The following is a 14,770-nucleotide window of genomic DNA, read 5'->3' as shown; positions in this document are numbered from 1 at the left end:
AGGTGAATAACAATGAACCAAACCGATGTCTTTCAATTGAAAACCGCAGCTCTTGAAAAAGTGAAGGAGCGGCAATATTGGACTTCTGTATTAACTCAAATCCCGTCGGACTGCCGTTTTCCTTATGATTCACAGCTTCTTGATCAAAACGATGAAGAAGCTTCAATACCTTTTTCATTCCCGGCTCAGCTGGAAAAGGCCATCTTAAAGGCATCCGGAGCTTCAGATTTGCGTATGTTTATGATCTTGATGACTGCGGCAGTCACATTGCTGCACAGGTACGATGGAAGAACGGATATCATGGCGTCGGCCCCTGTGTTGAGACAGCGGGGAACACAGCCGGTGATCAATGATCTTCTTCCGCTGCTGGTGAAAATCAATCCTTCTATGAGTTTCAGAGACTGTCTAGAGCATGTGAAACAAGCTTTTCAAGAAGTGTATGCCCATCAAAATTATCCTGTGAAAATCCTATTGGATGAGCTTCATCCTTTGCATAAAAAAGGGGAGCCCCACTTCGGCATTTCCCTTGCTGTGAATGATCTTCAGCAGCCGGTGTCATTGAAAGCGCTGGACACGAATCTATTTTTCTCCATTCAGTGTGATGAAGGGAGATTGACTGGAAAGCTGAGCTGGAATTTGAAGCATTACACATTCGATACTGCTGAACGGATAGCCGGCCATTTTTGCATGCTGGCAGATCAGGCTTTGTCGGCGCCTGAGACTCTGGTCTCTGAGCTGCAGTTACTTTCTCATGAGGAGAGAGAGAGAGTCATCACGACATTTAATCACACAAATCAACCATACCCGAAGGAAAAATCGATTGTCGATCTCTTCAAAGAACAGGCAGCTCTCAAACCTGATCAGCCTGCAATCGTGTATGAAGATGTCAGCTTCACATACGGTGAGGCTGATGAATTGTCAGATCGGATTGCTGCTTTTTTGACAAAAGAAGGCGTTTGTCATGAGGAGCCTGTGGGGCTGATGGTTCATCGCTCGGCAGAAATGGTTATCGGCATATTAGGCATATTGAAAGCAGGTTGTCCTTATTTGCCGATAGATGTAAATATGCCGTCCGAACGGATGGATTATATGCTGACAAACAGCGGGTCGCGGTTTGTGATCACGAACAAGGGTTATGGCACTTCTGCTGTGAATCAAAAAAGCTTATGTATAGAGGAAATGATGAAATTTGAAGGGGCGGCGGGGCATGGGCGCCTGCCGTCTGCTGAAAATCTCGCTTATGTGTTGTATACATCAGGGACAACAGGAAAACCGAAAGGCGTGATGGTGGAGCATCGTCAAGTCATCAATTTAGTATATGGCATAGACAGCCTTCTTTTTCAGCCATTTTCACAAGAGCACCTCCGTATCGGCATGCTTGCTTCACATATTTTTGACGCATCCGTGCAAACGATATTTCCGGCAGTGCTTCTTGGACACACCTTATATATTGCGCCAGATCATGCAAGGATGGATGGAAAGCAGCTGTGGTCTTTTTATGAGGAGAACCGCATTCATATTTCAGATGCGACACCTTCTCATTTGCGCCTCATGATCAAAGCCGCTGAGAAAGAGCCGCATCACGTTGACGAATTGAAGTTAATAATGGCTGGCGGCGAAATGCTGCCGCCCCAATTGGTTCAGCAGTATTTACAAACGTTTCGTGCGGGTAAGCCGGTGATGACAAATAATTACGGTCCGACGGAATGCGCTGTACAATCAGCGGCTTTTACCATACCTGATTCTTGGAATGAACCCGTCGTACCGATTGGCAGGCCGATGCCGAATGAACAGATTTATATTTTGGATCATTGCGGACAGCCTGTGCCCATCGGCGTATACGGAGAACTGTGCATTGCCGGAGACGGGGTGGCAAGAGGATATATCCGTCAGCCAGAGCTGACGGCAGAAAAATTTACAGAACCGCAGCATATTCCTGCCGGCAAGCTTTATCATACCGGCGACTTGGCGAGATGGCGTAGTGACGGCTTCATCGAATTTTTTGGCAGGTATGATGATCAAGTAAAAATAAGAGGATTCAGAATAGAGCTTGATGAGATTAGAAAAGCCTTGCTTGATTACCGGGAGTCGGGACAAATCGTTCATGATGCGGTGATTATTCCAGTTCAAAAGGAATCAGATGATCCGTTTCTTGTGGCGTATCTCATTTCCGATCAAAAACTGAAAACTCGAAAAATGAGAGGGTTTTTAGGAGAAAAGCTGCCGGGTTATATGATTCCGAGACGATTCATCCGCGTGGACTCATTTCCAATGAACCTGTCAGGGAAGCTTGATCTCAAGGCACTCCCAGACCCCTTTGAAGAGCCTGAATCTGACGAGCAGGTCATAAAACCGCACAATGAAACCGAAAAAAAGCTGGTTTCCATTTTTGCCGGCATTCTGAATATACCTGAATCTGATATCAGCATGGAAGATAACTTCTTTGATATCGGCGGAAACTCATTTCATATCGTAGAACTATCGAACAAATTGAAAGAGCAGTTTGGACAAGAGCTGTCTGTTGTTCAGCTGTTTCAGTATACATCTGTATCGGCAATTGCTGCCCAGCTCAGCCGGCAAGCGGAGTCTGAGGGTTGTCAGGCAAATGCAGAAAGTGAGGAAGAGGCAGCGGAAGATTTAGAAAATGTCGCACAACTGTTAGGCGGGATTTCTGATGAGTAAAACAACAGGCTTAGAAATAGCGGTTATCGGAATGGCTTGCCGTTTCCCCGGAGCCAAAAATATTGAAGAGTTTTGGGAGAATATGAAAACGGGCACGGAATCCATCACATTTTTCTCAAAAGAAGAGCTTATGGAAGCCGGTGTGCCTAAAGAACAGCTCGATCATGAGAATTATGTCAGAGCCAAAGGAAAAGTAGACCGGCATGACCACTTTGACGCGGCGTTTTTCGGCTACTCACAGCGAGAAGCTGAGGTAATGGACCCGCAAGTGCGCATGTTTCATGAAGTCGCGTGGGAATCTCTTGAAAACGCCGGCTACAATCCCGAAACCTATTCACAGCCTATCGGCTTATTCGGCGCTGCGTCTGCGAATTTGTACTGGCAGGCAAGTTCAATGCTGCTGAGAAATAGTAGTTCTTCTGAACAGTTTGCTGCTGTTCAGTTGACGGACAAGGATTTTATGAATACACAAGTTTCTTATAAATTAAATTTGAAAGGGCCGAGTATCGCGGTGGATACAGCCTGTTCATCTTCTCTGACAGCAGTGCATCTCGCGTCCAGGGCTTTGCTTACCGGCGACTGCAAAATGGCGCTGGCCGGAGGTGTAACGGTGACTTGTCCCCACAAAAAGGGCTATATGTATCAAGAAGGAATGATTATGTCGCCGGACGGCCGCTGCCGCGCATTTGACGCGGAAGCAAATGGGACAGTCGGGGGAGAGGGCTGCGGTGTTGTAGTGCTGAAAACCTTAAAGCAGGCGCTGAAGGATCAAGATCATATTTACGCTGTCATTAAAGGTTCCGCATATAACAATGACGGCAGCCGTAAAGTCGGTTACACCGCGCCAAGTATCGAAGGGCAGGCCGATGTCATTAGAAAAGCGCTGAACATCAGCCGTGTAGAGCCCGAAAGTATTTCTTATGTCGAAGCGCACGGCACGGGCACCTCGTTAGGAGACCCGGTTGAAATAGAGGCGCTTACACAAGCGTTTCAAACTGAAAAGAAGCAATACTGCGCAATCGGCTCTGTTAAAACAAATATCGGTCATTTGGATTCCGCCGCGGGTATTGCGGGGTTTATTAAAACGGCGCTGAGTCTCAAAGCGAGAACTCTGCCGCCAAGCCTTCATTACAAAAAGCCTAATCCTAAAATTGATTTTGAAAACAGTCCTTTTTATGTCAGCACATCCGCAAAGCAATGGACAGTAGCTGACCGGGTGTTTCGAGCGGGCGTCAGTTCCTTTGGGATCGGCGGCACGAATGTTCATGTTGTGATGGAAGAGCCGCCGATGAAGGAAAGACGTCATCAAGAGGATCATGAAGACTGCCTTATGCTTATTTCTGCCCGTTCTGAAAAAGCGGCAATGAAGGCCGCGGATCAGGTCAAGCGATTTATAAAAGAGAATGAAGAGGTGCCGCTCCAAGACGTTTCATACACACTGCAAGAGGGCCGCAGGCATTTTCAGTATCGTCAGGCGTTTACGGCTGGCCCTTTAGGGATAACAAGCGATATGGCAAGTACTTCAAAAGCGCTGGAGAAGCCGGCCGTTGTCTTTATGTTTTCCGGCCAAGGCTCTCAATACGTCAATATGGGGAAACAATTGTATGAACAAGAACCCATATTCCAGGAGGAGCTGCACCGCTGTTTTGACATTCTGCAAGCTGAGGAAGGACTCAATATTAGAAGCATTATGTTTCCGAATAATGAGGCAGAAAGCGAGGAAGCTGAACAGCTTATCCATGAAACCTCGTATACGCAGCCTATTTTATTTTCTTTTGAATATGCGCTGGCGTCCTTCTTAATCAAAAAGGGGTTAAAACCGCAATACATGATTGGCCACAGCATAGGGGAATTAACGGCAGCCTGTCTGTCAGGCATTTGTTCATTGGAAGACGCTCTTCATATGGTTGTGATGAGAGGCCGATTGATGCAGGAAATGCCGGAGGGAGAAATGTTGAGCGTCAGACTGCCCGGCGTAGAGACAGAAATGGAATTGACAGAAGGGGTTGAGCTATCGGCTTCAAACAGCTCTGATTTATCGGTTGTATCAGGCCTTATGGAGCCAATCAATGCTTTTGCCGCGCGCCTTCAGTCGAAAGGAGTGGCCATTCAGCATTTAAAAACGTCCCATGCGTTTCATTCAAGCATGATGAAGCCGGCAGCATCTCGTTTTGCTGATATTCTGCAGGAGATAGAATTCCAAGCACCAGACCTTCCGTTTATTTCAAATGTGACAGGCGATTGGATACAAGCAGATCAGGCCGCAGATCCGAAATACTGGGCTTCGCAAATCACGGAAAAGGTTGATTTTCATTCAGGGCTGAGCACGCTTTTACAAATGGGGAATGTTGTATTTGTTGAGATCGGGCCAGGGAACACGTTGACGCAGTTTGTGAGAAAACATGAGGGTTTTATGGCGGAGCAACATGCTGCGGTTAATATCATCAGGCATCCAAAGGAAGTATCGTCTGATCGTGTCTATCTGTTAAACCGCATCGGCAGGCTTTGGACGCATGGTGTAAACATGAACTGGGAGCACTTTCGCCAGGGGGGCTCATATGAAAGGGTCCCGCTTCCGACTTATCCTTTTGAGCATCAAGTATTTCCCGATCCGCAACCAGCTCAGGGCGGCATGGAAGAAAAGATCAAAAACGAATTGAAATTAAACATTGCCTCCAGTGAAGAACAGCTTCCTTTTGATAAGTGGTTTTCCGTTCCGCATTGGGAACGAATGGAACCAGCCAATGAGACATTCACTCATCAAGGAAAGAGGATACTTGTCTTTGAAGAAAACAATGATGTCAGCCAATATCTCCTAAAACAGCAAGCGGAAGCCGTGTCTGTCCTGCCAGGTGATTGCTTTGCGGAAATGGATAAAAACACGTTTACGGTAAACCATCGGGATACGGCCCACTTCCGGAAGCTGCTGGATGAACTGAATGCAAGGGGGTTTATCCCTGATGAAATCATCTGGATGCGGCTGCAAGACTGTGATTGTCGTGATGGAGATCTTGCAGGGCGCACAATAGCCGGTTATCTTCCCCTCCTTGATCTTGTCCGTTTACTTGGAACAGAGAGCAACAAAAGATTCAGCATGACCGTAGTGACCAATCAAGCTCACGATGTGACGGGAATGGAGGAGCTTCAGCCTCATCAGGCTGCGCTGACCGGAGTCTGTTTGACCATTCCGCAAGAGTATCAGCAGATCAGCTGTAAAGCTGTTGATCTTTGTCCGGACCCGCGGCACGGTCGATCAAACTGGCCTGAAATGATTTCTTATGAACTTAAAAAAGAGGATGATCAGCCTATTGTGGCTTATCGCGGAAACAGCAGATGGATTCGGCAGGCGAAGCAGCCGGGCAAGCAAAATGAGATAGATATGGCCGGCAATCTCAGGCATCAAGGAGTTTATATCATTACAGGCGGCCTTGGCGGGATCGGATTATCTCTTGCATCTCATTTAGCTGAAACAGTTCAAGCAAAGCTTGTGCTGCTAAGCCGGACAGGACTGCCCGATAAACTAAGAGCAAATGACGATGCAATCAAAAAACTCAAAGCTGTTGAAGAGCTCGAGAAGGCTGGAGCCGAGGTGTTGGTATTACAGGCGGATATTTCAGATGAGGCAGAGCTTCAAAAAGCCTTGCAAACGGCAGAAACTCGTTTTGGACAAGCCATTCACGGCGTTATTCATGCAGCGGGCATTCCTGATGGCAAAGTGATTCACGCAAGGACACCAGACGATGAGAGGCAGATGGCAAAAGCCAAAATAACAGGAACCGCTCTGTTAAGAAAAGCGCTTAAAAACAAACAGCCGGACTTCTTCTTCATTTGTTCCTCTCTTGTTTCATTTTTAGGAGCGGGGGGCCAAGTCGGCTACGCTGCATCAAACGCATTCTTGGACAGCTATGCTCACGCATGCCGAAAAGAAGGCGAAAACATGGTGTCGGTTAACTGGGACCGTTGGGAACAAGTAGGGATGGCATATGAATCAGAAACGGCAGCCATTCTTTCGAAGATAGCGGACAAGGGAGAGCAACAAGGAATCCTGCCGGCTCAAGGTGCGAAAGCATTTATGAGAGCTTTGCAGCTGCGCTACCCGCAAGTCCTGATTTCGCTGCAGGACGTAAACAAACGAATAAAAGACAGCTATGTGAAAGAGGACAGACAAACCGCTGCGCATATGCTGACAAAAGACCGCTTGGATACACTTGAAGAAAGATTAATGAATATTTTTAAGGATTATTTTCATGCTGAGACAGATGTAAATATGAATTTCTTTGAATTAGGAGCCTCTTCACTTGATCTGCTTCAGGTGAGCGGGAGAATCAAAAACGAGCTCGGTGTGGATATCCCGGTTGTGTTGATGTATGCCCACCCGACGGTTGCAGCATTAACCGAAGCCGTCAAAGCACAGCAAAGCGGTGATGACTTACACATAAAAGGAATAGAGCCAGATCGCCAAAAAGCCATAAATGAAGGGAAAAACCGGCGAAAACAGCGAATGAGACGAAAATAGATGGGAGGCTGATTTCCATGGCTGACGAGAAACAATGGACAGAAACAGGACTGGAAATAGCGGTCGTCGGTATGGCGGGCAAGTTTCCAGGCGCGGCAAATATTGATGAGTATTGGAGCAACATTTCAAAAGGAATAGAATCGGTCACTCAATTTACCGATGAAGAATTAAAAGAAGCCGGGGTTGATGAGACGTTGCTTGGTCAAGAGGCATATGTAAAAGCAAAGCCGATCATTGATGACGTTTCTGACTTCGACGCGGCGTTTTTCGGCTATTCACCGAGAGAAGCTGCCTTGATGGATCCGCAAATCAGGCTTATGCATGAATGCGCTTGGGAAGCGCTGGAGCATGCGGGCTGTGACGCTGAACGGTTTAACGGGCTGATCGGGCTGTATGCTGGTGCTTCCAGCAATTTGTCTTGGATGGGCCGTCATATGTCTTCTCTTCATAAGAATGAAGACGCATTTCAAATCATGCATTTAAATGATTCGTCGTTTGCATCACGAATCGCTTATAAACTTAATTTGAAAGGGCCGAGTGTATCAGTTCAAACTGCTTGCTCGACTTCTCTTGTCGCGATACATATGGCGTGCCAGGGCTTAATTGGGGGAGAATGTGACCTTGCATTAGCCGGAGGTGTTACCCTGAGCCTGCCGCATATATCTGGGTACCTTTATCAGGAAGGAATGATCTATTCAGCAGATGGTCATTGCCGTCCGTTTGACGAAAAGGCGAACGGAACCATTTTTGGTGAAGGAGCCGGAGTGGTGGCGTTAAAGCGATTGAAAGACGCACAAGCTGACGGTGATGTGATTTATGCGGTCATCAAGGGCTCGGCAATAAATAATGATGGAAACAATAAGGCAGGGTATACGGCTCCCAGTGCTGAAGGCCAGGCGAATGTCATTGCCACAGCTATGGAGATGGCGGAAACGGAACCGGAAACCATTGGTTATGTTGAGGCTCACGGGACGGGAACGCCTGTTGGAGATCCGATTGAAATTGAGGCGCTGACCCGTGCTTTCAATACAGATAAAAAAGTATATTGCCGCATTGGTTCTGTCAAAGCGAATATCGGGCATTTGGACGCCGCTTCGGGGGTAGCGGGATTTATAAAAACCGTTATGATGCTCCATCATAAAATGCTGCCTCCCGCTTTTCACTATCAAAAATCGAATCCGCGCATCAAGTTTGAGAACACGCCGTTTTTTGTCAATACAGAGCTGGCTGAATGGGAATCTCAGCAAGGGCCGAGAAGAGCCGGCGTGAGCGCCTTTGGAATCGGCGGCGCGAATGCTCACGTTGTCCTTGAAGAGCCCCCATCTCATAATGATGAATTGCCAGCCGGCGGTCCTGAGCTTGTTGTTCTTTCTGCGAGAACAAGGCAGGAGCTTACCCGTTCAATGGATCAATTGGCTGATTTTCTTCGCCGGAACCCGGAAGCGCCGCTGCCAGCCATAGCCCGTACGCTACAGCTTGGCAGAAAGCAATTCCAGTACAGAATCTCCTTTGTAGCTTCACATCAAAAGGATCTGCTTGATCAGCTTTCTGATCATCGGAGTAAAAAACAAATCAGAGAATCGGCGGTTGTTCCAAGCAGCACCATGTTTGTATTTGCGGGAGACGTTCAAGAGGGCTTTGGCCGATATACGCAGCTGTACCGCACGGAAAGCCTGTTCAAAAAAGAAGTCGATGCTTGTCTTGAAAAGGTGCAAAATGCGTTTCAGCAGGATGTACTCAGCTTCTTTAAAGCATGTATTTCTGCTCCAGAAACGTACCAGGAAGAGGAAAACCTGGGATTGGTCCATTTGTTGTCGTTCATCATGGAATACGCCGCAGTCCGTTTCTTACAGCACACCTAAGATAACACCAGACCGCTTTATCGGGCGGGGGTTCGGGGAGTTTACGGCGGCCTGTGCGGCAGGAATGTTTTCCTTTGAAGAAGGGGCCGCAGCCGCATATAAACGCGGAGAGTTAATCAGCATGTCGCCGGCAGGAAAAATGCTCGGTGTCAGCCTGTCAGAGCCGGATATCGTTCAACACTTAGAAAAATCATTATCCCTTGCGCTGATTGATGAGCGGTATTGTGCCGTCTCCGGTTTGCCAGAGGATGTCTATCAGCTGAAGGAGCGGCTTGAACAAGAAGGGATAGCTGCTGAGTTACTTGATGGGGATATTGCGTATCAATCGGATCTGCTGGCTGACGCAGCGCAAGAATTCATGCACTTCCTTGGCACGCTGGACATGAAGTCACCAGACATTCCAGTCGTTTCATCTGTCACTGGAAAAGTGATAACAGATGACGGAGCAGCGGATGCCAGTTATTGGGCCGGCCAAATCTGCAAGCCAATACGGTTTTTTGAACACATCTCGTCTTGTTTGCGGGAGGAACCTGCTATTTGCATAGACCTGCGTTTGAATCAGGGGGCATCAGTGTTTACAGAGCGCCAATCAATTGGCATGACAGGTGAACTCGGCACACAAGGACACACAGACGTTTTAAAGTTACATATATACGGAGCGTTGTGGAGTCTCGGGTCTGAGGTTGATTTCAGTATCCTGCATGAACCTCAGCTTAATAAAAGGTTAGCTCTGCCGACTTACCCTTTTACAAAGCAGCATTTCCCGTTGCCTGACGGCTTGGCACCGGCTGAACTTGAAGAAGATGAGCCTCACCAGCCGGCAGAACCGCTTCGTGCAATGCCGTTATCTGCTATTGAAAAGACAATCAGAGAAATTGTCATAAAGCATTTTGGATTCAATGAGCTTAACGATGATGCACCGTTTTTTGAGCTGGGGGCTACGTCGCTTGATATCTCTCAATTAGCGGCAAAAGTAACAGATCAATTGAATTGGAAGGTGGAACCAGTTCTACTTTATCAATTTGCCGCAGTTCGCAGCCTGGCGAAGCATCTTCATCAACAGGTTCAAACGAAGGCCGGGCAGCTGGAAATGACGCAGCATCAAAAGGTGTCGCAAAGCCGTCCGAACGGCCAGGGAACTGATATCGCGATTATCGGTATGGCAGGGCGTTTTCCTGGAGCCGGCAATTTGGATGAGTTTTGGAATAATCTCGTAAACGGCAAAGAATCTATCAGCTTCTTTACGGATGAAGAACTAAAAGCGTCAGGCATTGATGATCAGCTCTTGAAGCATCCTGATTATGTAAAAGCGAAGGGGATCATTAAGGACTCTGATATGTTTGATGCAGATTTTTTCCAATATTCCTCAAGAGAAGCGGAATTGATGGATCCGCAATTCAGGCTTTTACATGAATGTGCCTGGGAGGCCTTAGAAGATGCGGGCTGCGACCCGGAGCGGACAACAGGGAAAATCGGCGTCTACACTGGGACAAGTCCAAACCTCGAATGGATTACACGTTTCGCTGGGAAACTGGATGGGACTGAACAGTTTAGCTCCATGCTGTTAAATGACAGAGAATTTTTCAGTACCCAGCTTGCTTATAAATTAAACCTGCATGGGCCAAGCATCACAATGCAAACAGCCTGCTCCACTTCTTTAGTCAACATTGGAGCGGCATGTCAAGCGCTGCAAAACGGAGCATGTGACGCGGCGCTTGCTGGAGGCGTAACTGTCAGCACCCCTTTAAGGTCAGGCTATGTTTATCAGGATGGCATGATTCAATCACCTGATGGGCTTTGCCGTCCATTTGATGAGGACGCAGGCGGTACCGTTTTTGGCGATGGCGCGGGGATTGTCGTTTTAAAAAGATATGAGGACGCCGTTAAAGAAGGGCACTCCATTTATGCGGTCATAAAAGGGGTCGGAATGAATAATGACGGAAGCCGAAAAGTCGGTTTTACCGCTCCGAGTGTAGAAGGCCAGGCCGAAGTGTTAAAACATGCATACGAGAATGCAGGGATTGATCCGAACACCGTAGGGTATATCGAAGCTCACGGAACCGGTACAAAAATGGGCGATCCAATCGAAATGGAAGCGCTGAACCAGGTTTTTAAAAGTGACAGGCCAATGTCAATTCCAATTGGGTCAGTGAAAAGCAATGTCGGACATTTAAACAGCGCTGCCGGGATTGCCGGACTCATTAAGGCCGTTTTATCGCTAAAACATAAAACCATTTTGCCAAGCTTGAATTACACAACACCTAATCCGCATATTCATTTTGACCAGACGCCATTTTATGTCAATACCGAAGCGACATACTGGAAGGAATCCGCTGATCCAAGGCGGGCGGGTGTCAGCTCCTTCGGAATAGGCGGAACCAATGCGCACATTGTGCTGGAAGAAGAGCGGGAGTCAGGCAGAGAAGCTGACGAGAGCCAGCGGCATTTGCTAGTACTGTCAGCAAAAACAGACACAGCCTTAGAGCGGATGACAAATCGATTGAAAGAGTTTCTTCGAACGCATCCGAACGTTCCGTTAGAGGATGTGGCATACACCTTACAAGTCGGCAGAAAACAATTTTCATACCGAAAATCGGTCGTGCTGTCAAAATCAACGGAATGGGAAAGCGGTGCAGAGCTCACAGCCTATCAAAAACACAGCGGGCGCCCGACTGCTTTTATGTTCTCAGGGCAAGGCTCTCAGTATATCGATATGATGAAAGATTTATATGAAGCTGAACCGGTATTTCAGAGTGAAGCGGACCGCTGTTTTGCCTTCGTGCAGAGGTCACATCAAATTGATTTGAAGGCGATCGTCTTCCCCGAATCAAATGATGGGGCGAAGCTGACAGAGACCGCTGTTGTACAGCCGCTGCTGTTCATCTTTGAATACGCGCTCGCAAAGCTGCTGCAAAGTGCAGGCATCTCACCAGATTACATGATTGGGCACAGCATTGGTGAATACACTGCTGCATGCCTGTCAGGCGTGTTTTCATTAGAGGCGGCTTTAACGCTCGTAATGGAGCGGGGAAGGCTGATGCAGCAGCTGGAGTCTGGGGCAATGATCAGTGTTCAGCTATCAGAGAAAGAGCTGGAGCCGCTGCTTACGAACAGTTTGTCACTTGCGGCTGTTAATGCTCATGACTTATGCGTAGTATCCGGAAAAAGCGAAGACATTGAGACGTTTGCGGTTCTTCTTGAAGAAAAGGGCATTGCAGGCCGCCGGCTGCATACTTCTCACGCCTTTCATTCTTATATGATGGAGCCCATTCTTGAGGATTTTGCCGCGATTGTAAAGCAACAGGATATGAATACCCCTCGGATTCCATTTGTTTCGAATGTAACGGGAACATGGATAACACCGGAACAAGCAGCAGACCCGGCTTATTGGTCTCAGCACTTAAGAGGCACAGTCCGCTTCCATGAAGGATTGGAACAGATTTTGAGTGATGACAATGTTCTGTTAATAGAAGTCGGGCCGGGCAGCACATTAAGCACATTTGCCAGAAGGCACAAGAAGAGATCTAGCCAGCATGACATTGTCAACCTCGTCAGACATGTTCAGGAACCAGCGCATGATCATTCCTATTTCTTAAAGAAATTAGGCCAGCTTTGGGTCTGCGGATGTGAAATTGACTGGAGGCAGTATGGCGGTGGTAAGCCTAAGCGTCTGATATCGCTTCCGCCTTATCCTTTTGAGAAAAAACGCTATTGGATAGAAGCGGCTGACAATGCGGCTGCTTTCACCGCAGTTGATGCATGGAATAAAAAGAAACCGATGGATCAATGGTTCTATCTGCCGTCATGGGAAAGGAAAATCAAGTCCGCTGACAGCCGAAAGAAAGAGCAGCCAGCTGAAAGCGGAAAAACACTTGTTTTCCATGAAGGAACAGCCTTTGGAGATCGGCTTGTGCAAGCGATACGCCATCAAGGACATGAGACCGTAATTGTCACGAGAGACCGGCAATTCAAAAAAATAAACAGCGGATTGTATGTCATTAATCCATCTGATGGAACACATTATGAGCGTTTATTTTCTTCACTTGCTTCTGACGGGCTTCTTCCAAACTGTGTGATGCATCTATGGAGCGTTTCGGAGCAAGAGGAATCCTATAAAACGTTCAGCACGTACAGTGAAAACGGCTATTATAGTTTGATTTATACTGCACAGGCGGCATCTAATCAAAAACAAATGAACGAATGTAACATGTTTGTGCTGACAAGCGGGATTCATGAGGTGACTGGAGAAGAACAAATCAATCCTGAAAAATCGACCATTTTGGGGCCGTTGAAAGTCATCCCGCAGGAATATAACCATTTGAAATGCTGGAATATCGACATTCCTCCTTTACCGGATACATTGACATGGAAAGAAGAGGAGTTGATTGACCAAATTCTGACGGAAACTGATGCTGCGGGTGAGGATCAAATAATCGCATACCGAAACCGCCGCCGATGGGTGCAGATGTATCAGCCTGTTCAGTTAAATAAAGCGTCTGGCTTGCCGAATATGATCCGCCCGAAAGGGGTTTATCTTATTACGGGTGGGCTTGGCGGAATCGGATTTGTGTTATCAAAGCTGCTTGCACAAGAAGGAAACGTCCGTCTGATTCTGACAGGAAGAAGTGAACTTCCGCAGCGCAGCCAGTGGGAAAGCTGGTGCGAGAAGCATGAGGATGATGATCCAACTACGGTGAAGATTCTGAAAATAAAAGAATTGGAACGGTTAGGCGCAAAGGTGACAGCTCTTCAGGCAGATGCGGGAAGCCTGTCGGATATGCAGGCTGTTATGAGAAAAATTCATACTGAGTTTGGAGAGCTAAACGGTGTCTTTCACGCTGCCGGACTTCCGGGGAGCTCGTCTTTCAGGGCGATTACAGATATACCTGCAACGATTGAAGGCGGAGAAGACCAGTTCCAGTCTAAAGTCAGAGGATTGAAAGTGCTTGAATCTCTATTAGAAAACGAAAATATAGATTTTTGTTTCTTATTTTCATCGATTAGTGCTTTGCTCGGAGGTCTCGGTTTCTCAGCGTACTCCGCAGCGAATATTTATATGGATGCTTTTGCGGCGAGGGTGAATCAGCGCAGCAAAACGCCTTGGGTTTGCGTGAATTGGGATGCATGGAACTTCTGGGGCCAGCTTGAATCAACTATCGGAGAATCTATTGCTGAACTTGCCATTTTGCCTGAAGAAGGAGCAGCTCTATTTCAATATGTGCTGTCAGATATCAACAATCGCCATTTATTAGTTTCAACGGGTGATTTGGGACACAGAATGAAGCAATGGATATCCATGAATGCCGATAGCATAGCGAAAGAGGAGAAAAAGGCAGGCGCCTTACACACCAGGCCGGAATTGAATAATCCGTATGTCGCTCCCCGCAACAAAACAGAGCAGGTCATATGCGGCATTTGGCAAGATTTCATGGGCCTGGAGCAAGTCGGCATACATGATAACTTTTTTGATTTGGGAGCCAGCTCGTTAGATATTGTACAAGTGACAAATCGTTTAAATAAAGAATTGGGAACCAATGAGGCTGTGGTGACTTTATTCACATACCCATCTGTAGCTGCCCTAGCGCAATTTATCAGTCCAGATCAAGAGGAAAGTGAAGAGGAGAAGGAAGAAATGGCGGCTGTATCCAAGGGACGGAGAAAAACGCGGATACGTAATCAGCGAGATAAAAGATTGAGAGGCGGCGAATAG

General features: G+C 47.3%; 2 protein-coding genes and 1 pseudogene. All 3 read left to right on the top strand.

What is annotated here, in order from left to right; genetic code table 11:
* Nucleotides 1–12: 12 nt before the first annotated feature.
* The 3 genes and pseudogenes from QA442_RS18895 to QA442_RS18880 all read left to right on the top strand — a co-directional run bounded on the left by QA442_RS18895 (nt 13) and on the right by QA442_RS18880 (nt 14,770).
* Nucleotides 13–2,682 carry a non-ribosomal peptide synthetase gene (locus QA442_RS18895; RefSeq protein ID WP_095432136.1) on the top strand — a complete coding sequence of 890 codons (2,670 nt, stop codon included), beginning with the start codon at nt 13–15 and terminating at the stop codon, nt 2,680–2,682.
* Nucleotides 2,675–7,198 carry a type I polyketide synthase gene (locus tag QA442_RS18890; protein ID WP_095432137.1) on the top strand — a complete coding sequence of 1,508 codons (4,524 nt, stop codon included), beginning with the start codon at nt 2,675–2,677 and terminating at the stop codon, nt 7,196–7,198. Before QA442_RS18895 ends, QA442_RS18890 begins: the two co-directional genes overlap by 8 nt.
* A 17-nt stretch (nt 7,199–7,215) precedes the next feature.
* Nucleotides 7,216–14,770, top strand: a pseudogene (locus QA442_RS18880) (type I polyketide synthase).

Origin of the sequence: Bacillus stercoris, assembly GCF_029772985.1 — a bacterium.
Taxonomy (GTDB): domain Bacteria; phylum Bacillota; class Bacilli; order Bacillales; family Bacillaceae; genus Bacillus; species Bacillus stercoris.
The sequence above is the reverse complement of the archived record's forward strand: the minus strand, read 5'-3'. Positions and strand labels throughout refer to the sequence as shown.

Coding starts and splice junctions, on each gene's coding strand:
- QA442_RS18890 (WP_095432137.1), top strand. CDS start 2,675: ATGAGTAAAACAACAGGCTTAGAAATAGCGGTTATCGGAATGGCTTGC.
- QA442_RS18895 (WP_095432136.1), top strand. CDS start 13: ATGAACCAAACCGATGTCTTTCAATTGAAAACCGCAGCTCTTGAAAAA.